This is a genomic window from Microcoleus sp. bin38.metabat.b11b12b14.051, from assembly GCF_013299165.1.
GTDB lineage: Bacteria > Cyanobacteriota > Cyanobacteriia > Cyanobacteriales > Microcoleaceae > Microcoleus.
On sequence record NZ_JAAFKD010000055.1, the window covers coordinates 1 to 20,384 of the forward strand.

Here is a 20,384-nt window from a genome sequence, read left to right on the forward strand (position 1 = left end):
TAGGAGGCGATTTCCCTTTGACCACCTTTTTGCAAAATACGGGTTTTTCCTATGAGCGATTAGCTGGAGCTATTTCTCATCTTTCTGGGCAAGAGGTTTCAGCCTCTACGCTCCGTAGGAGAGCTCGTGAAGGGCGTCAAGGATGGGAAAGGCTAGCGCTGAGTGGCGCGCAATGGCTTGCTTTATGCAAGATATGTGGAGTTCCCCCCGAGAAGCTTCACGAGTTTGTTCAGTCCCCTGATGATTTCTTGACCGCTATGAACCTTGAAAATTAAATAGTTCAGCCTCCCTGGACGTAAATACCCAGGGAGGCTGACACAACCATTTGAGACTAAAGTTTGGGAGAATTTTGATACCCCTATCAATCAACCCAAACTTTATGAAGCTTCCACCGTGGCCCGCGTGGCTCCCTTATCCTATCTCATGGATCAGGGCTTTCGCGCTCACGTATTTCACCGTTTCCCTGTTCCAGTCTCATGTGCCTTTCCGGCACAGCAGCAGCGTTTTAGTCGCGTTAGTTGGAGCTTGGACTACGGTGCCGTTTCTGTTCTCCTTCTTTCGCTGGGTGATAGAGTTTGTCGGGACATTTCTACTCGCACACCTGCCCACTCATTCCAGCCTCGATCTGCCTCGTAAGTATCTAGAGGATCAGTTCCTGGGTACAAAAAGATCGTACTGGAGAGAAGGTTTAAACGCTTTCATCGTTAGCCTCGTAGCGTTTTCCGTGTCAGCGTTTGTTCTTTATTGCATATTGCCTGCCCCTAGCAAAGAGTTTGCCTACGAAAATGATGCTTACTTGCTGAGGCGTTCAATCCTTCGACTAAGATTCGACTTGATTCCGATCGGGATGGTGATAATTTCAGCCTACCTTTATCAATACGATCTTTGGGCGCGTCAACGCCGCGCTGCCAAGCAAGCCAAGGCTCAAAATGTGACGACGACAAGGCGATCGCCGGGAATGGCAAATATACCAGTCAACCCCATTGAAGTCGAACTTAATCAGCTTGCAGCCGAATCCGGCGACGCTCGCATGAGACCAGTGAGGAGACCGTCGCCGAAGCCTAAACCAGAAACGCCTCAGTGGTATGTTTTCCGCAGTGGTAAATCTGAAGGCCCCTATACCAAGGATCAGCTTCGTGATGCGCAGCAAATTAGCGATCGCACTTTAGTGCAACTCGAAAAAACCGAGTGGCAGCGAGCCGGTGAAATCCCAGAGCTGGCAAACTACCTCACTCAAAAATGACTTCAGTCAGAGCTAACCGATAAGCGGACATCCGGGTGCAAGACCCGGAAGCTCTCTAGCGAACCGAGAAAGGCGCGCATAGCTCGGCCGAAGTGCGAACCCTGAAAATCGCACCTATACGCTAATGGGTGACAGCCCGGAAAGACGGGAATCTGGCGACACCTGCCAGGGGCGAATACCATCTGCTGTACGTAATGGGGAAAGGACTTTAATTCCCATTCAATAACGGAAGGGGAGAGCGAAAGGCCGGAAAGTCCAAAAAGAACCCCGCCCAATCAAAGTGGTGCGACAGCCCGGAGAGACGGGCGCGCCATCGGCGCTTAGATTTTTGAAATATTAAAAAGTCTGATTTTGTCAGACTTTTTCCAAGCTTGCCGGGTGACGCCGGCGAGATTAACGCTCTAGCCAAGCAAACCGGGCGATCGCAATGTAGATCTGCGATCGCCCTTTCCTTTTAAGTTTAGCAATCAATGTCTGCTGATTTTCCACTTGATCAAGTCAAAAATCGGAAGGCAAGTAAAAGTCTGATTTCTCAGACTTTTTGACAAACGTTTAGACGTTCTCTAGGGAGTCCTCTGCTTATGAATATTTGCACCATCGGGTACGGTCGCGGGTCTACCCACGATTTTGAGTCCTCCAATTATCGTGAATACGTTTACATGGAGGCAAAGTTGGAGCCGTGGGAAAACACCGAAGAATCACTGATTTTGCTGCGACAGGTGGTTTGCTCAAAGATAGGTCTTAGCGAAAGCGTTACGGAACTAGAGAGTCAGAGGGAGTCTTTATCTACTGAGTTAGCACATATTTTGAATCGCATTGAGGAAGCGCGGCAAAGATGGAGCAAGATCGAAAGCTTTATGGAGAAGATTGGCTCGGCTGTTGAATTCGACCCCATCCCTTTTTAACAGCACCCGCCAGAAATTTATCGGTTTAGTCGTGCGATCACTTATTTTAGGAGGTTCTTATGACCGCTCAAAACGTCCGTATCAATGTTGATCCTGAACGTACCGGTGACGTTATTATTCCGTCTGTTTATAACGCCTTGATCCGTATTTATGGTCTTGGATTTTGCGATGCCAGCGTAAATGAGTGTTTAGTTATTTTGGAAGCTGTCGCCCTCAGTTTGCGTGTCTGCGGTGCTTTTTCTGATAATTTGCGAGTCGTTGTCGGCGATGATATGGATATGCCTTGTGGCATTTACATCTCTAGTGAACTGGGTCAGGATGAAGGACTGAAGCTACTGGCTATTCTCCAGGTAGCAATTGTGGAGCATTGCTTGGGCACAAGAAGCTCCGAAAATTAAATTAAAATACCCCTGCGCTGTAATCAGCAGCCAGGGGCGTGACCATCCTAATACTTTAACCAGCAGGACAGTATGAAGATTATATCAGAAATATCGCTTTCGCCACAAGAATTTCGCAAAATAACCGGATGGTCTGTTTATAAAATTAGCCGTGAAACAGGTATCCCATTACAGACTCTTTATTCCTATCTGAGGAATCCTGGGGAGCCTGGATATCGCGAACCTAAGCCTCAAATAACCCTTTTATTTGGATTACTTCATAAAGTTTTATACACCGCATAATTTTATGCTCTGCATAGTAGACCCGCCCCCTAAAGGCGGGTTATTTTTTGTTTATACGAATCGATTCCGAATCGATTCCGAATCGATTCTTTCAAGGTAAGTTGAATCATGGAACGCGAAACACAGGATGTGATTGACGTAGAGGCTGAGCAAATCGATTGTCCGGGATCGGAATCGATTTCACGGTGGTATTCGGCAGCGCAAATCCAGAGCGTTCTCGGTTTGAATAAGGCGGCATTGCAAAAAGCCATCACCAAGCTGACAAGCATCTACGATATTGAGCTTAAATCCTTGCGCCGTGGGAGTGCTAGGGCTACCGAGTATTCTCAAACGGCACTGGATGCCCTTGAATTGCTGGGTAGCGGGAAACTTTCTGATCTGCGTAGATTTGTGGATGAAATTCCTGCCACAGTTCCTATCGCCGAATCTTCTGCCATCGTCTTTTTGGATCGACATAACGAGATTGCCGTCACCTCTGCCAGTGCCGCCGACGACAATCTCACTCAAATTAATTCCTTGAAATCTGGGTTGCTCAACAGTTACCGCGAACTGGGGCGGACGCTGGGGCGACAAGCTGCTGCTGAGGTGAGGCAGGGTTTTACGGACGAGGTTCGGGCTGGTTTAGAGAGTTTACAGGAGTCTTGATTAATGGCTTTTTTTAAGGTTCAAGTGAAACGCGAAAGCAATACGCTAAGGCACTTTAATGTGGTTGCCGATCGCCCCCAGGGCGCTTTACAGGTGGCAGCCTCGCAACTGCGAGAAGAGGGAATTACGGACGCTAGAGCGATCGAGGTAATTGGTCAAGTTCAAAGTTTGAGGGATTAAAAATGATTGACGATGACAAAAATTTCGACAAATTCATGGACAAAATAGTGATTGGCGCCGCGATTGTTGGTGGCACTCTTATTTTTGCAGTTGGGTATGACGCAGGACATCAATCTGCAAAAAAGGAAACCCAGCCGACGACAATAATTTACGGGAACGTGATCAACAATCACAGCAACAATTCAAATTCAAACCAGCCGACTTCCCTAGAAGAGTAATCGGCTGGCTAGCAAGTAAAGCCCCTTGATAAGGGGTTCCACCGCACTCTAAGGAGATTATATCAGATGGTGAATTTTCGAGTAGGGAAAACTTCGGGCGCACCCCACGTCGCGCGCGAGTTTGGATATGACCCCGGACAGTACGGCAACTTCAGCCCGGAGATGGTACGCGATGCCGCCAGAACGGCAAAAATCTTAGAGCTCCAAAAGCAGTTGGCAACCGTAATGAATCGGCACGTTGCCAAAATTCGCGCCAACAAAGTAGAAATTGAGCGGCTAACTCTAGAAGCAATTGAAGGGGGCTTAACGGACAAGGCAGAGATTGACAAATTCGTAGCTAAAGCAATTATCGCAGGCGCTAAGCACGAATCGCATATCGTCACACTTAGCCACAAATTGCAGCAGGAATTAAGCCTGGTACAAGTGCAGCAAGCAAGCCACCAAACCCTTGCTAACGCCGACTTCCGGCAACGATTACTATTAATCAAAGCGAACCATCAAGCGAAGGGACAAATACAGCAGAACGGCTTTCAGCAATCCCTCAAGGCAATCCAAGCAAGTCCGCAGCAAGCAATAGCCATGCAGAATCGGCGCGCGGGTTTCAATACTTACATCAACGCTCGCGACTTTGACCCCATTTCAGCCACGGCAGGCGGTTCGGGTGGCATGAGTCCTGTCGGCGCTGGCAATTCTAAGGGATTTTTAGGCGGTTTATTCGACTTCTTCTCAGGCAAGAAATAGTAGTTTAGTGCGGGCTAAAAACCCGCCTTTTTCTCATGTATTTACCCGAATTTGACTCTTCAGAATTCGACTATTTGAACTCAGCAACTCCAACACAATCGGAACAGCAACAGCAAACCAAAACACCCGAAATCACCAATATTGAGCGGTTTTGGGCATTGACGGGAAACTGGGGAGAGTTTGGCAGTTACTTCGGCGCTGGTTTGTCTGCATCCCTTATCGTGCGGGCGATTCCGGCTCTAATCCCGGCTGCTGTAATTCTCATCCCCGCCGCTTCTTTGGGCTTGGGATTGTACGCAATTAGCGCCGATGAGCCCGCAAAACTTCGCGGCACTTTAATCTTGATTGCGATCGGGACTGCACTGCTAGCCGCTAACTGGGACGCTTGGCAAGCTTGGATAATTGCCAATTCCCAATCACTCATTTTGAGCTTTGCACTACTTGTTATCACGCTCGGCTTTGTCAGCACACAAATTTGGAGCAAGTTGAATGTTAGTAAATAAGAATCAGGTGATTGTTTCTGGGTTGCTAGGGCTAGGATTAGCGGGTTTCGCGACGGCTACAGCCTTACAATTTAATGATAGAATTGAGTACAGAGTCGGCAACAGAATCGAATATGCCCCTGCATGGCTTGTACCCGCAAAGGCAGAATTTAAGGGCATAGAACGGGGATATGGGGGGCTTAAAATCTTACTCTCTCTGTTGGCGACTGGTGGCATGGTGACAGTTATGTTAATCGCCCGCAATGAAGAGGAGCAAGAGCCTATCCGCCAAAAGATTAAGGGATACCAGAAACAAGCTTATGAGTTTGGTTTTGCTGCTGAATCTGCCTACTTAATGGCACAGACTCAGATGAAATATAAGAAGCTGTTAGACGCTGATGAGGTGGCGTTTGAGGGTGAGATTGAGGCGGCATATTGTGAGTCTTTGGGCATCAACACCAGCCAACAGCAGGCGGCGCTAACGGGAACCGCGACGCTCGACTCGACAACAAACCCCAGTGACAAAATAGAAGACGTAAAAGTAACAGCAATTGAATCGGGTGGTAACAAAATCCCTAATCTAACCTGGTATCCTTCGGTGCTAATTTATGGTTCTCCCGGTTCAGGGAAAACTTACTTTGCTGCTGAAGAAGTCGCAAAAAGAAAAACAGCCGGACATCGAATCATAGTCCTTGACCCTCACGCCGCCTACGGTGCTTGGTCTGGCTGCGAGGTAATCGGCGGGGGGATGAATTACGGGGCGATCGACGCAAAACTTGCCTGGTTTGCCGAAGAGGTTGGCAAACGTTACAAGAGAGTCCAAGCTGAACCAAATCCGAGATTTGAGCCGCTAACCTTTGTATGCGATGAATTCACCCGCTGGGGTAATAAGTGTGCGAACAGTACCGAGTTTTTTGAGCAATTAGTGACAGACATCCGCAAGGTTGAGATGTTTGGGGTCATCATCAGCCACACCCGCACCCTTGCAGGATTAGCTAATGCCAAAGGGTTCGCCTCGTTGCGAGATGAGGCTTTTTTGGAGATTGAAATACTAGGAGAACAGGGAGAAGGCGGTCGGGCTACCCCCAAATTTGAGGCAATGGTCAAGCTACCGGGGGAGAGTTTGGGCGATCGAACTTTGGTTGCACTTGCGAAACACTCGGCCCCTGGTGTTGAAAATTCCGCTGCTAATTCCAATCAAAACGCCCCTGATAGCCGAGCTTATTTAGAAAAAACTTGGGGCATGGAATTCGATCTAAGTAAGCCCGAACTTGAACCATTTGAACCAGTTGCTGAACCTCTGAACCTTAGTGCTGACGAGACTTGTGGTGATACTGAACCAAAATACACCTTATTAGAATTAAGTCGCGAACAAGCCCTAAATTTAATAAAAAGCTTGCGTTGTGAACTCAACCAAACTCAGATTATCGAGCGTCTGTGGGCTTGCAAAAAGGGCGGTTCAGCCGATTGGAAAGCAGCCTATACTCAGTTCAAAGAATTGATGGGAGAATAGACCCGTCGTTAGCTTGCAGCGTGACACACCCAAAAAGCCCCCGGCATCGCGCCGAGGGTTTTTTTTGGGATTATCGGCTTCTAATTTCCCATCAGCCGGAGATAAAAATTACCTCTCCAGTCTCGGCAACTACATCAATCATGTAGTTGCCATTCTCGCATCGCCATATTCTGTCGTCAGGCGATTCGTCATCCAAAAGTTCCAATAGCTCACAGTCCCAATCTTCCGGTTCCGCGTCGTCTTCCAGTTCGGGTAAATCCCCGCGCTCTTGAGCTTCCCGGATTAGTCGGATAGCGGTTTCCGCGTCGGGGACGGCTTGTTCTGACAAATACTCCATTTCAAGTTCAATTGCTTTTTCCACATATTGTGATGCGTATAATTCCGGGATTTGAGTAAGTTTCGCGCGGTAATCCTTAAGATTCATTGTTGCCATTCAAAATTTCTAAGATTTCCTCAACATCTGCGAGCGTCGCGGTTGATTTTTTGCGCCTGGTCTTCAACTGGTTAAGCAAGTCGGCCGCTTCTACTTTTGATAAGTCGGTTTCGACCGTCGCCGATGTTTCGGATGAAGTTTGCGATCTTTAGATTGTAGCCCGTCTAATTAGGTAGAATTGTAATTGAAAAAATGAAAGCGCAGTTTGTTAGAAGCAGGTTGACGATTGAAACACGGGAGTGGGCAAGCGACACCTTTCGCCCTGTCACGGCGGAAGTTGCGGGTTCGAGCCCCGTCTGTCCCGTTCTCTCGTAAATAGAAAGTCTAAGACCCCAGTTATCAGATTTTGATAGATATATTGAGATATAGCCTTTCTCAAAAAGGTGGGGTATATTCAGTAATTGGTAATTGGTAATTGGGAATCGCAAGTGCTGATAGGCTTTCTGAGGTTTCTGGAGGTAAAGATGGCCTCCGTGCGAAAAGCTGACCCTCGCATAATTTGGCATACCTCATGTTTTTGAGAACCGCTAGAGTAGATTGATTAATGCTCTGGGATATAACTGGAAGTAAACTCAAAATGCTTTCAGTATTTTTCAAATATCTAATCTAAAATCGCCTGGGAGTAGAAAAATATGCTCATTACACCCATTAAACCGTCACCCAAAATAACTACACAGCGAGTAGTATTATCTAATATTAGCTGGCAGACTTATGAAAGCTTATTAGCAGAAGCAGGAGACAAGAGATCCTCGCTATTTTCCTATTCTCAAGGAGTCTTAGAAATTATCATGCCATCAGACTTGCATGAAACTGTGAATTGTTTGCTAAAACAGTTTGTAACCGCTTTAAGTGATGAATTAAAATTGAAACGTAAGGGATTTGGTTCGACAACTCTTAATCGTGAAGATTTAAAACAAGGTGCAGAACCAGATTCGTGTTTTTATATCCAAAATGTCGATCGCATTATCGGCAGAAAAATTAACTTGTCAACCGATCCGCCACCTGATTTAATCATTGAAGTCGATCTCACAAGTCCATCGACTAATCGCTTTGTGATTTACAAAAGTCTTGGAGTTCCTGAAATCTGGAGATATCTCGGAGAAAATGTACAATTTTTTCAACTTCAGAATGCAGAATATGTAGTCTGTGATTATAGTAGCACTTTTCCGATTGTTTCTTCTGAGATAATCAATCAGTTTTTGCAGATGGCCGAGACGGAGGATGATCTGACTATACTTGATGCCTTGCGTGAATGGGTGAGGGAGAATTTACGATCGCCCGAAACAACTGAGCAATAATACTTAAAGCCTAGATATTCAGTCTCTCACAGGTGCGAGACAATCAACGATCGGGCAATCTGATAAAGTAATACCAGGGTGATGGGTACAAGAATCGGAATAGCAACTAGCAATCCCCATTTACCAAACCTCAGTTTTTGACCATCGGATTTAAAGAGAAAAGTCACAGCGACAATTCCCATCAGTACCCAGAGGGCACCAAAGCCCATGAAGACTGTATATCCTGCGTCTTCCATTTTTTCCCCTGCTTTTCGATAGCAATCAATTTTTAATCTTAGTTGCAGTTTGTTTCTGCTGAAATCTGCAAATCTGTCGATCGCACTTACTAAATATCATTCATTTTCAATTAGACCGACAGCGGCCTTGAGTTTCGCACTCGATCCGCGCAGTTCGATCGCTCATAATACTTGCTAAATCCTGTCTTCCCGTCAACCTCAGCCGCCAATCAGCCCAAATTCCGTACAGCCAATTCGCGATCGTCCCAACAACCGGCAACTTAGTAACTGCATAAATCCAGCCCATACCCAGAATCTCATAAATGCGACGGAAAACCTCAACATCTCTAATTGCCGTACCGTCGGGTAACACCGCGTGAATCCGGCCCATCGCCGTTTCGTAATCAATTCCGCCGTGGGCTTGCGGGTTGTAGTCCTCCTGTGCGATATCCACAAACGACACCAAACCTCGCCCCGCGTCCCGCTTTTTCAAGAAATTGACTTCCCGCACGCACAGCGGACATTCACCGTCGTAGAGCATTTCTATTTGCCAAGATGGCTTGATTTCAACAGATTCGGGAAATTCAGTTTTAGCAGCAGACATAGGGAAATTTATTTCAATGGCGATCGCACACCAACATTTTACAAGAATTGATAGCGATCGGGTACCAGACACCGATCTGTGGTTTAAAAAATAGTCCGAAAGGTCAATCCAGCCGGGGCAGCCGGGAGTGCTAATATCGTCAACATGGCGTGTGGTGCGATCGGGGAGGAGACTTTTTCGCCCGATCGCTAAACCACAGGCCTTCGAGCAATTACAGGCACTTCCAGCCGCCCAGCACAAATTTTAAGGCGGCAACAAAATATAATAAAATTTGAAGTCTTAAACATCAACTATTTCTCCAACCAGCAAATTGCCCTCAATCTCAAAGCAAAAATCTACATGAACGTCAGAGTCCGTCTAGCCCCCAGTCCCACCGGAAACCTTCACATCGGTACCGCCAGAACCGCCGTATTTAACTGGCTGTTTGCCCGCAACCAAGGCGGCAAATTCATCCTGCGGGTAGAAGACACAGATGTTGAACGTTCCAAAAGCGAATACACCGACAATATCATCGAAGGACTTACCTGGCTGGGTATGAACTGGGACGAAGGCCCGAGTTTTCAGTCGCAGCGTCTGGAAATTTACCGCCAAGCAGTCCAAACCCTTCTCGACAAAGGACTGGCTTACCGCTGCTACACCTCCTCCGAAGAATTAGACAAGCTGCGGGAAGCACAAAAAGCCAACAAACAAGCCCCCCGCTACGACAACCGCCACCGTAATCTGACTCCCGAACAACGTGAAGCTTTTGAAGCCGAAGGGCGGCAAGCTGTGATTCGGTTTATGATTGAGGACGATCGCACCATATCCTGGAACGACATGGTGCGCGACACCGTAACCTGGAAAGGCAGCGACCTCGGCGGCGATATGGTAATCGCCCGGGCATCCAGCGGCGGCGCCATCGGCCAACCCCTCTACAACCTCGCCGTAGTTGTCGATGACATCGACATGGCCATCACCCACGTCATCCGGGGCGAAGATCACATCGGCAATACTCCGAAACAAATATTGCTTTACGAAGCTTTGGGTGCGACACTCCCAGTATTTGCCCACACGCCGCTGATTTTGAACTTGCAAGGGCAAAAACTTTCTAAACGCGACGGTGTTACCTCGATTTCTGACTTCAAAGATATGGGCTACATCCCCGAAGCTTTAGTCAATTACATGACTTTGCTGGGTTGGACGGCGCCGGATTCAACGCAAGAAATATTTACATTGTCCGAAGCAGCAGCAGTATTTACATTCGATCGAGTCAACAAAGCAGGTGCAAAATTTGACTGGGATAAACTGAATTGGCTCAACGGTCAATACCTGCACAAAATGCCAGTATCGCAATTGACAGATTTGCTGGTACCTTATTGGCAGAAAGCCGGTTATGAGTTTGATTCAAAGGCCGATCGCCCTTGGCTCGAACAAATAGCTGCTTTAATCGGCCCGAGTCTCGTTCGCTTAACCGATGCTGTCGGTATGTGCAAGTTGTTCTTCTCCCCAACCGTGGAATACGAAGAAGAAGCCATCGCACAATTGCAGCAAACAGGAGCAGCATCCGCCCTGCAAGCAGTTCTAGAAGCTCTGGAAAGTCATTCCACTCTGACATCAGCCGAAGCTCAGAAAATCACTAAAAAGCTCAGTAAAGAGAAAAATCTTAACAAAGGGCTAATTATGCGATCGCTCCGAGCAGGTCTGACAGGTGCAATGCACGGCCCCGACCTGATAGAATCTTGGGTAATCCTTCACCAGCGGGGGACGGCTAAAACCCGCTTGCTTGATGCCATTAGCAACTTGAATTTGTCGGCTGTTGGTGTCGCGGCCCAAACTCCTACCCCAGAACCACCCAACGCCGAAACTTCCGCAGCAATTCCCGCTGAAACTTCCGCCCCGGAACAGCCAGCAGTGGAAGTTACAGCAGTCGAAACACCAACTGTTGAAACAGTCGCAACCCCGGTAACAGAACCAGCAGCGGAAGTTACAGCAGTCGAAACACCAACTGTTGAAATAGCAGCGGAAGTTACAGCAGTCGAAACCCCGACTGTTGAAACAGTCGGAACGGAAGTTTCAGCAGTCGATATTTCGACCGTTGAAACAGCCGCAGCAGCAGTTGAAATACCTGCCGCCAACCAGCAAAAAACTATTGCGAGTGGAGAAATGACTTCATCAAACGAACCAGAAACAACCGTTATTATCACCGAAATTCCTGCTGAAAATGAAGCAGACAGCACAAAAGTCATCATTACCGAAGAACCGCCAAATCAGACCCAGCAAATCAAAGAACAAATTATCTCAATTTTGTCCGAGTTGCCGGCTTACATCGGCAGCTTTTACGAGCAGTACAAAAGTCCTCTGACAGTTGTGGGCGTGATTTTAGCCTCGATTGTTTCTTTGAAAGTGCTGTTGGGCGTAATAGACGAACTCAACGACATTCCCCTCCTAGCACCCACATTCGAGTTAATTGGTATCGGATACAGCGCCTGGTTTATCTATCGCTATTTGCTGCGCTCTTCCAACAGACAACAATTAGGTCAAGAAATTCAAGCTTTGAAAGAACAAGTTTTTGGCAAAAAATCCTAAATTTTTGTTGATAATTTGTTGATTTTGTACCCGACACCGACAATTTTAAATATGTTGTGAGTGTCGGGTTTTTTAATGATTAATTCATTAAATAAGAAGGAAGTCGTAGGGTGCGTCGCCTGCGATAAATCCATGAATACAAACCGACAATCTCGCAGCGACGCACCATGCAAAGAGAGAGAATACCGCAAATAAAACTACTGTTTGTCTGGTTTTTTTCACTGCATTGTGTCAGGTGCGTCGCCCTGAAATTATCGAGAGGATGCGATGTTTTTTCAAGGGCGACACACCCTACTACTAATGGCTGTTTGTCTGGTTTTTTTCACTGCATTGTGTCTGGTGCGTCGCCCTGAAATTATCGATGGGATGCGATGTCTTTTCAAGGGCGACACACCCTACTACTAATGGCTGTTTGTCTGGTTTTTTTCTCTGCATTGTGTCAGCAAGTCGTAGGGTGCGTCGCCTGCGATAAATCCATGAATACAAACCGACAATCTCGCAGCGACGCACCATGCAAAGAGAGAGAATACCGCAAATAAAACTACTGTTTGTCTGGTTTTTTTCACTGCATTGTGTCAGGTGCGTCGCCCTGAAATTATCGAGAGGATGCGATGTTTTTTCAAGGGCGACACACCCTACTACTAATGGCTGTTTGTCTGGTTTTTTTCACTGCATTGTGTCTGGTGCGTCGCCCTGAAATTATCGATGGGATGCGATGTTTTTTCAAGGGCGACACACCCTACTACTCATGGCTGTTTGTCTGGTTTTTTTCTCTGCATTGTGTCAGGTGCGTCGTAGGGTGCGTCGCCTGCGATAAATCTATGAATACAAACCGACAATCTCGCAGCGACGCACCATGCAAAGAGAGAGAATACTGCAAATAAAACTACTGTTTGTCTGGTTTTTTTCACTGCATTGTGTCAGGTGCGTCGCCCTGAAATTATCGATGGGATGCGATGTTTTTTCAAGGGCGACACACCCTACTACTCATGGCTGTTTGTCTGGTTTTTTTCTCTGCATTGTGTCAGGTGCGTCGCCCTGAAATTATCGATGGGATGCGATGTTTTTTCAAGGGCGACACACCCTACTACTCATGGCTGTTTGTCTGGTTTTTTTCACTGCATTGTGTCAGGTGCGTCGCCCTGAAATTATCGATGGGATGCGATGTCTTTTCAAGGGCGACACACCCTACTACTCATGGCTGTTTGTCTGGTTTTTTTCTCTGCATTGTGTCAGGTGCGTCGCCCTGAAATTATCGATGGGATGCGATGTTTTTTCAAGGGCGACACACCCTACTACTCATGGCTGTTTGTCTGGTTTTTTTCACTGCATTGTGTCAGGTGCGTCGCCCTGAAATTATCGATGGGATGCGATGTCTTTTCAAGGGCGACACACCCTACTACTCATGGCTGTTTGTCTGGTTTTTTTCTCTGCATTGTGTCAGGTGCGTCGCCCTGAAATTATCGATGGGATGCGATGTTTTTTCAAGGGCGACACACCCTACTACTAATGGCTGTTTGTCTGGTTTTTTTCTCTGCATTGTGTCAGGTGCGTCGCCCTGAAATTATCGAGAGGATGCGATGTTTTTTCAAGGGCGACACACCCTACTACAAATAACCAATGACTAATGACTAATGACAAATGACTAATGACTAATGACTAATGACTAATGACTAAACCCCAGCAGCCGTAAAAGCTGCCCAGTGATAGGGATTGGCAAAAGGACAGCGTTTGCGGTTGCGAATTTGCTGCAAAGAAGCCTCCGCAATCAGGCGAGAACTTTGAGAAAGCCGATCGAACGTTTGGGAAATTTGAGGTTGAAAATCCGCCAGCAAAACCTCCAATTCCTCCCCAGTCAAATCTCGCAGCCACCTTTGAGCGTCTCCCAGCGCTCGCGCCACATCCCCCACCTGCAACCGAGGAAATTGTCCGAGATTTTCATAAAACTTGCTCGTCAGCAGCAGCGTCGAAACGTCGTTTACTTTCCAAAGACTGCTGACAACACTAGAGGTACCAGCATACAAAAAACCCGCAGACAAACCGACAAAATCTCCAGCACCGCCCGGAAAGTCGGCTGCAATTTCACAAGCTGATAAAGTTACTAAAAAGTATTGCCTAAAATTCAAATTAAATATTTCTTCCAAATTCAGAGAGTCATTCCTTAAAAATACGCCGGATTTGAGGGGAAAAGCCAAATTAAGCAAACTTAAACAAGCAAAATGAACGCATTTTTTTTGCTGCAATTGCCCTATTTCCCTGGAAAAATTACCGTGATTGGCAGGCGAGATTGCTATAGAAAATGCTTCTTTAAGCGCCTGTTTCTGGCGCAAAACTTCCGCACTAGAAAAATACTGAGAAATGTTGCCGATTTCCAGGTTGCTGTAGAGCGAATCTCTGGTGAAAGTGGGAACGGCTACCAGATGCTGCAAACGAGGTCTGTAGCGACCAATAGCTGCGTTGCGCGCGATTTGTCTCAAGCGCAAAAGAGCGCAACTAGGAGCATAGCGAATTCCTCCAGCAAATCGATCGGTCAAATAAACTGGTGCGCCAACCTCGCCAAAGGTAGAACCTTGAGAAAAATCGGAACCACTGTGCCCATCCCCATCAAAACCGCTATGGGAGCCCCAATTAGGCCTAAAACCTGCACTGGCGCTGTCAAACCCATCTTTTACGCCCAGAGGCAAAGCGTGGAGGGGCAAAGCGTGCAAAAATCGGTGCGGCACAACAATCAGCCGATCGCAATTTTCCGGAATCAGCGCTACCACTCGATCGATTTCCAGCAGCGCAGCCAAGCGTTTGAGCCGAGCCGGGAGATGATTGATCCAGCGACCTTTTTGTTCTGAATAAGCGCTGAGGTACTCCCGGGCCCAAGTTTCAGCAGCCAAAGCACTGTCCGGCGAACAGAGGTGCACGGCGGGATACTGCGCCCCAGCAACCACCACAAAAGCCACCAGCAAATCCCCCAAACTCGCCCACACCACCGCAGCGGAATTGGCATCAGGTAACAATTGGCAAATTTGCTCGAAAGCGATGGGGTCAACTTTGCGAGCTAAGCTGAAGAAAGGATCTTTTGCTTGCACCGATCGAGCAATCAACCCATCAAGCTGCCGCCACAATTGATTTAAGTGCATCAAGTCCGAGTTGGGAAGCAGAGAACCGCTGTTCAAACTTTGGCTGTCGCCCTCAGACATCAAGCTATGACTCGGCTCGGACTCTCGCTGTTCTTGGTGCCGCTGTTCCCCCGCAATTTCCGATTGCAGCGATTCCAATTCCCCCACCACTGCTACGGGAATGTCCCCTTTGGGTGTCAACTGCGATTTTACCAGCAGTTCTACTAAATTCCGATTTTTGTGGCGTTCGGCGTATTCCAGGGCTTTAGCACAATATTCCGGCTGGGTGTTGCCGAGTTCCAGGCAAACTTCGATCAGGCATTTATACAGTTCAGTCCAGGTGCGGGTTAATTTGGCTTTTACGGTACTGGCGCGATCGCCCAAATCGGCCGTATCAACCCCAGCTTCGCTACGCAAAAATTCCACAGTATCCACAGCAGCAGTAAACAAGCCGTAGGCTCGAAAAAAATCGCCCTGAGCTCGGTAAGCTTGACCCAAATAAAATAAAATTTGAGCCCAGCGGTGGGGATAGGTTTCGCGAGTGTAGACTTGGGCGGCACTGTGATAGCAGGAAATGGCGCGATCGAGGTAGGACGAGTTTTCCGTCTCCGTCAGTTCCAAAAAAGCTTGGCCCTGATAAATTTGTAGCATTGCCCAGCGGTTGGGAACTCGCTTTTTGGTGTAGACTTGGCAGGCATTTTGATAGCAAGCGATCGCACTTTTGAGATTGCGGTTTTTTTCACCTTTGACGTGTTCGCTGAAAACCCGTCCGAGGTAGGCGCAGAGCATTGCCCAGCGTTCGGGAGATTTTTGGCGGTTGCAAAAGAGCAAAGCGTTTTGAAAGCAGACGATCGCCATTTCCCTATTGTCCGATTTGTCTCCTTTCACCCGCAGGCTGTAAATCCTGCCCAGGTAGGTTTGGATGGAACTCCAAGCTTCGGGAAATTTGGTACGAGTGTAGACTTGCAAAGCATTTTGAAAGCAGGCGATTGCCATTTCCACATTGTCTTCCGGATCGCCTTTGATGCGATCGATAAACACCCTGCCCAAATTCCTTTGAGTCGTCGCCCATTGCAGCGGCAAAGCTTCCCGAGTCCGCACTTGCAAAGCTCTCTGATAGCAGGTGACAGCGTATTCGAGATTTTCAGCTCGGTTTCCCCGCAGCAACTCGCAATAAGCATTTGCCAAATTATTTTGAGTTGTGGCCCAGCGTCGGGGAAACACCTTGCGGTTGTACACTTGCAAAGCATTTTGAAAGCAAGCGACTGCAAGTTCCAGATTTTGACCTTTATCGCCCCGCAGCCGGCGGCTGTAAGCGCGGCCGAGATTGTTTTGAGTGCTAGCCCACTCTCCCCCGAAACCTTCGCGGGTGCGAACTTGTAGCGCATTTTGATAGCAGGCGATGGCTTGTTCGAGATTGTCTGCCAAATCTCCCCTGAGGCGCTCGCTGTAAGCGTTTCCCAGGTTGTTTTGCAGAGTCGCCCAGTGGGATGGGTAGTGTTCGCGAGTACGCACTTGCAGGGCATTTTCAAAGCAAGCGATCGCCTGTTCGATATTTTGAGCTTTATCGCCTTTAGGGCGATCAGTGTAAGCGTTCCCCAGATTGTTTTGCATGACTGCCCATTCTTGGGGAAAGTCTTTGCGGGTAAACACCTTAGCAACTGTTTCGTAACCGGCGATTTCGATTTCCAAGTTATTGGCTTTGCTACCGAGGGGAAACCGCCCAATTTTGTTGCTCAGATTGCCGATCGAAGCTGCAATGCGTCTGGCCTCGGATTCATTGACAGTAGGAAGTACCAAATTTGCCCAGCGGCGCAGCAGTTGCGCGAAATTTTGGTCGAGTTTGTCTAAATTGCTTTTCAACACGGCGTACACGTGCTGCGAATCAGCACTGGGCGCCACAGCCTGCAATACCTCTGCTAAAAAAGTCAAGTATGCTGCCCCGATTGCGGATAATTTAGCATTGCCCTTTGCCGATTCTAAGGGTGCGATCGCCCTTTGGAAAAACTTGGCCGCTTGGAGCAAACTGTCTCGTGTCATTGCCGGCTGTTGCAAGTAAAGCGTTTGCACTAACCCAAAGTCGATCGACTTTGAGTCCGCCCTCAAAATCGCATCTATTCCTGAGTCCACAGGATTGGACAGCAGCGCTCGGAGCATATTAACATCTGTTTCGCGACGCTGTTCGTCCATCGTGCATTCCGCCGAACTATTAACGATACGATCGCTGCTTCTGTGCAGCAATTAAATCAGTTCCTGGTTGAAATATCAATCCCTAACCCGAGGTACGAGTCGCCGAGGGGGATTAAAAAAAACTAGGTTTTTCCACCATACACATCGCCACAACGTATTTGTCTAAAAAAACAGGTTTCGGTGCCGCTCCTAAACTTGACAAACCCGCCCCGACAGAATTACAGCGGGGCGGGTTTAATTTTTACGCTACGAGATTGTAGACTGAGAAACGCGGTTTTTTAGACAAATCTGGGGTTTAGCAACCATAAATCTCGAAATAAACCCGGTTTAGTCTCAATTGAGTGCGCGTACATGGCGATCGTCCGCGTGCCAGAGCGATCGAGCCAACTAAAATCAACTCAGTAGATTTAGTGTACCGCTTGAGAGCGCAGCGCTTCCTCCACAGCCAGCAAAGCCCGATCGACTTCAGCAGCAGAGACAATCAGAGGCGGAACAAACCTCAACACCTTCGGCCCGGCGGGAACCAACAGCACACCAGCGGCGATCGCAGATTTGACAATATCAGCCGATGTCAGTGCGATATCAGCCTGCAATTCCAGCCCGACAATCAAACCCCAGCCACGCACATCAGCAATCAAATGCGGATATGCAGCCGCCAGCTTGTTGAGGCCAGATTTCAACTGTGCCCCGCGCTGCTGCACGTTTTCCAGCAAGTTTTCCCGTTCTAAAGTTTGGCACACGCACAAAGCGACAGCGCAAGCAAAAGGATTGCCACCAAAAGTGCTAGCGTGACTTCCCGGTTCAAATACATCGCAGGAAGACTTGCACAGCATAGCGCCGATCGGGATACCGCCGCCCAACCCCTTCGCAGAGGTAAAGATATCCGGTTCAATCCCCAGGTTTTCGTAACCCCAATATTTCCCGCTGCGTCCCATCCCGACTTGCACTTCATCGAGAATTAGCAAAATCCCTTTTTCGTCGCAAATTTCCCGAATCCGTTGGAAATAGGCGATATCTCCCGGGCGAACTCCCCCTTCACCTTGCAGCGCTTCCAGCATAATTGCAGCTACTTGGCGTTCGTCTTTGTCGAGTTCCTCGATCGCCAGTTCGATCGCACTGATATCGTTGTAGGGTACGTAGTGAAATCCCGGAACCAACGGACTAAAACCCTTCTGATATTTAGGTTGTCCCGTCGCCGTAATCGTCGCCAAAGTCCGCCCGTGGAAACTAGCAACAGCAGTAATGATTGTCGGATTCGAGATATTTAATTTTTCGTGGGCGTACTTGCGCGCCAGTTTAATCGCCGCTTCATTTGCTTCGGCCCCGGAGTTGCAAAAGAAAGCTCTATCCGCGCAAGAATGGTCTACAAGCCACTTCGCCAGCTCGCCCTGTACAGGAATGTAGTAAAGATTAGAAACGTGGTGTAGAGTTTGAATTTGCTGAGTTACCGCTGCAATCATCGCCGGGTGGGCGTGTCCCAGAGTGCAGGTAGCAATACCCGCCACAAAATCGAGATATTCGCGGCCTTGGGTATCCCAAACGCGACAGCCTTGGCCTCGTTCCAGGGCGATCGCAAAACGCCCGTAAGTAGTCATGACATAACTGTCGAAGCTTTCAGAACTAAACAAACTGGCTTCGGCTTCTTGGACGCTTGGTTCTTTAAGTAAGGTTTCTGGACTCACGAACGGCTCCTTAACATATAATATCTAGACCTCGATTGTACGGCAAAAATCCAGCTTCGCGGTGCAGCTTGTTACTTTTGTCAGACAATCATCACAGTAAGCTGTTGCGGCATTGAAGTTGTATATCAAGAAATAATCAAATTCTTGTGGGGCGCGGTTTGAGCCGCGCCCCAAATATGTAATTTACACAAGCAACAACTTAATAGCAATTAATCCCTCACAAATCTACCGATGAGTTATTACATTTCTCCTAACTTTCTCGATAAAGTTGCGGTGCATATCACTAAAAACTTTTTAAATTTACCAGGGGTAAGAGTTCCCCTAATTTTAGGAATTCACGGCCGCAAAGGAGAAGGCAAAACTTTTCAAGCCGAACTCGTTTTTAGGCGCATGGGTTTTGAACCAGTGATGATATCTGGCGGCGAATTAGAAAGCCCCGATGCCGGAGATCCGGCGCGTTTAATTCGCTTGCGCTATCGCGAAGCTGCCGAGCAAATTCGGGTGCGGGGCGAAATGTGTGCAATTTTTATTAACGATTTGGATGCCGGGGCTGGTAGGTTCGATACTACTACTCAATATACTGTCAATACTCAGATGGTGAATGCCACTCTGATGAATATTGCGGACAATCCAACCAACGTGCAGTTACCGGGAAGTTATGACAGTACGCCTCTGCATCGAGTGCCGATTATTGTCACTGGAAATGACTTTGCTACGCTGTACGCGCCGCTGATTCGCGACGGGCGGATGGAAAAATTTTATTGGGAACCCAGCCGGGATGATAAAATTGGGATTGTGGGCGGAATTTTTGAGTCGGACAATTTGTCACAAACCGAGATTGTGGGTTTGGTAGATAATTTTGCCGATCAGGCGATCGACTTTTTTAGCGCTTTGCGATCGCGCATTTACGACGAACAAATCCGCGAATTCATCCACAAAATCGGAATTGAGCAAGTTTCCAAGCGTTTAGTCAACACTCTGGAAGCACCGCCAGAGTTCCCCAACCCGAATTTTAGTCTCGCTCATTTAATAGAAATGGGCAGTTTGATGGTTGGCCAACAGAAGCGCGTGCAGGAAATGCGCTTAGTAGATGAATACAATCAATCGCGGCTGTTCAACGTTCCCGGAAGCGTCAACATCCCGGCTGCTGCGCCAACGCCAACTCAACAAAACGACCCATCCTCGAAATATTATAAAGCTTATGTCGAGCCAAGTTCTGAAGTTACTAACGGTAAAGCTGCGCGGCTGAGTAGTGAGGTATTGGAACAAGTGCAGCAGTTGTTAGCAAGAGGCTGCAAAATTGGTATGGAATATGCAGACAATCGCCGCTTTAAAACTGGTTCCTGGCAAAGTTGTGCAACCATTAAAACTGCACAGGAAAAAGATGTAGTTGCATCTTTAGAAACTTGTCTAGCGGAACATAGCGGCGAATACGTGCGGCTGATTGGTATCGATCCAAAAGTCAAGCGCCGAGTTGTTGAAACAATTATTCAGCGGCCAAAGTAGGCGGTGCTTCACTGCACCTAAAAAAATCAGTAATTGGTTTGTAGTGAGGACTTTAGTCCTTCCTAAAATTAAAGGACTGAAGTCCTCACTACCAACCTGATAACCCTTTGTAGTGAGGACTTTAGTCCTTCCTAAAATTAAAGGACTGAAGTCCTCACTACCAACCTGATAACC

General features: G+C 47.7%; 18 protein-coding genes and 1 pseudogene. 14 read left to right on the plus strand and 5 right to left on the minus strand.

Annotated elements, in window-relative coordinates; genetic code table 11:
- From QZW47_RS29505 to QZW47_RS29550, 10 genes are all read left to right on the plus strand, one after another.
- Nucleotides 1-275: hypothetical protein (locus QZW47_RS29505; RefSeq protein ID WP_293135885.1), on the plus strand; the 275-nt coding region annotated here is incomplete at its 5' end.
- A gap of 476 nt (nt 276-751) precedes the next feature.
- The gene (locus tag QZW47_RS29510) at nt 752-1,243 is read left to right on the plus strand and encodes a DUF4339 domain-containing protein (RefSeq protein ID WP_293135888.1); all 492 of its coding nucleotides are present in this window, start codon (nt 752-754) and stop codon (nt 1,241-1,243) included.
- A 581-nt stretch (nt 1,244-1,824) separates the two neighbouring features.
- Nucleotides 1,825-2,148, plus strand: a complete 324-nt coding sequence (locus QZW47_RS29515) for a hypothetical protein (protein WP_293135891.1) — start codon at nt 1,825-1,827, stop codon at nt 2,146-2,148.
- 59 nt (nt 2,149-2,207) lie between these two features.
- A complete protein-coding gene (locus QZW47_RS29520; RefSeq protein ID WP_293135894.1) occupies nt 2,208-2,546 on the plus strand; it encodes a hypothetical protein in 339 nt (112 codons plus the stop codon).
- Between the two features lie 390 nt (nt 2,547-2,936).
- Nucleotides 2,937-3,473 carry a hypothetical protein gene (locus tag QZW47_RS29525; RefSeq protein WP_293135897.1) on the plus strand — a complete coding sequence of 179 codons (537 nt, stop codon included), beginning with the start codon at nt 2,937-2,939 and terminating at the stop codon, nt 3,471-3,473.
- 3 nt (nt 3,474-3,476) lie between these two features.
- Nucleotides 3,477-3,653: a hypothetical protein gene (locus tag QZW47_RS29530; protein WP_293135902.1), complete on the plus strand. Its 177-nt coding sequence runs from the start codon at nt 3,477-3,479 to the stop codon at nt 3,651-3,653.
- Between the two features lie 2 nt (nt 3,654-3,655).
- Nucleotides 3,656-3,871, plus strand: coding sequence for a hypothetical protein (locus tag QZW47_RS29535; RefSeq protein WP_293135910.1), 216 nt, complete (start codon nt 3,656-3,658; stop codon nt 3,869-3,871).
- 66 nt (nt 3,872-3,937) lie between these two features.
- Nucleotides 3,938-4,612 carry a hypothetical protein gene (locus QZW47_RS29540; RefSeq protein WP_293135915.1) on the plus strand — a complete coding sequence of 225 codons (675 nt, stop codon included), beginning with the start codon at nt 3,938-3,940 and terminating at the stop codon, nt 4,610-4,612.
- 35 nt (nt 4,613-4,647) lie between these two features.
- Nucleotides 4,648-5,115 (plus strand): hypothetical protein, encoded by a 468-nt coding sequence (locus tag QZW47_RS29545; RefSeq protein WP_293135928.1) that lies wholly within the window; start codon nt 4,648-4,650, stop codon nt 5,113-5,115.
- A complete protein-coding gene (locus QZW47_RS29550; protein WP_293135933.1) occupies nt 5,102-6,607 on the plus strand; it encodes a type IV secretory system conjugative DNA transfer family protein in 1,506 nt (501 codons plus the stop codon). Before QZW47_RS29545 ends, QZW47_RS29550 begins: the two co-directional genes overlap by 14 nt.
- A 91-nt stretch (nt 6,608-6,698) precedes the next feature.
- On the opposite strand, the gene QZW47_RS29555 is transcribed toward QZW47_RS29550, so the two are convergent.
- Nucleotides 6,699-7,040 carry a hypothetical protein gene (locus QZW47_RS29555; protein ID WP_293135937.1) on the minus strand — a complete coding sequence of 114 codons (342 nt, stop codon included), beginning with the start codon at nt 7,038-7,040 and terminating at the stop codon, nt 6,699-6,701.
- 632 nt (nt 7,041-7,672) lie between these two features.
- Here QZW47_RS29555 and QZW47_RS29560 point away from each other — a divergent pair.
- The gene (locus QZW47_RS29560; protein ID WP_293135942.1) at nt 7,673-8,338 is read left to right on the plus strand and encodes a Uma2 family endonuclease; all 666 of its coding nucleotides are present in this window, start codon (nt 7,673-7,675) and stop codon (nt 8,336-8,338) included.
- 26 nt (nt 8,339-8,364) lie between these two features.
- On the opposite strand, the gene QZW47_RS29565 is transcribed toward QZW47_RS29560, so the two are convergent.
- Nucleotides 8,365-8,574, minus strand: coding sequence for a hypothetical protein (locus tag QZW47_RS29565; protein WP_293135947.1), 210 nt, complete (start codon nt 8,572-8,574; stop codon nt 8,365-8,367).
- Between the two features lie 106 nt (nt 8,575-8,680).
- Entirely contained in the window at nt 8,681-9,157 is a 477-nt protein-coding gene (locus QZW47_RS29570) for a thiol-disulfide oxidoreductase DCC family protein (RefSeq protein WP_293135954.1), read from the minus strand.
- A gap of 339 nt (nt 9,158-9,496) precedes the next feature.
- Between QZW47_RS29570 and gltX the strand changes: the two are divergent.
- Nucleotides 9,497-10,930: pseudogene (gene gltX / locus QZW47_RS30290) on the plus strand (glutamate--tRNA ligase); the annotation flags it as partial.
- A gap of 369 nt (nt 10,931-11,299) precedes the next feature.
- Nucleotides 11,300-11,722 (plus strand): CAAD domain-containing protein, encoded by a 423-nt coding sequence (locus QZW47_RS30295; protein WP_366930953.1) that lies wholly within the window; start codon nt 11,300-11,302, stop codon nt 11,720-11,722.
- 1,673 nt (nt 11,723-13,395) lie between these two features.
- Here the strand turns inward: QZW47_RS30295 and QZW47_RS29580 are convergent.
- Both QZW47_RS29580 and QZW47_RS29585 read right to left on the minus strand, forming a co-directional pair.
- Entirely contained in the window at nt 13,396-17,073 is a 3,678-nt protein-coding gene (locus QZW47_RS29580) for a CHAT domain-containing tetratricopeptide repeat protein (RefSeq protein ID WP_293135962.1), read from the minus strand.
- A 356-nt stretch (nt 17,074-17,429) separates the two neighbouring features.
- Nucleotides 17,430-18,704, minus strand: a complete 1,275-nt coding sequence (locus QZW47_RS29585; protein ID WP_293135967.1) for an aspartate aminotransferase family protein — start codon at nt 18,702-18,704, stop codon at nt 17,430-17,432.
- A gap of 231 nt (nt 18,705-18,935) precedes the next feature.
- Between QZW47_RS29585 and QZW47_RS29590 the strand changes: the two genes are divergently transcribed.
- Nucleotides 18,936-20,210: a ribulose bisphosphate carboxylase small subunit gene (locus QZW47_RS29590; protein ID WP_293135971.1), complete on the plus strand. Its 1,275-nt coding sequence runs from the start codon at nt 18,936-18,938 to the stop codon at nt 20,208-20,210.
- The last annotated feature ends 174 nt before the right edge of the window (nt 20,211-20,384 follow it).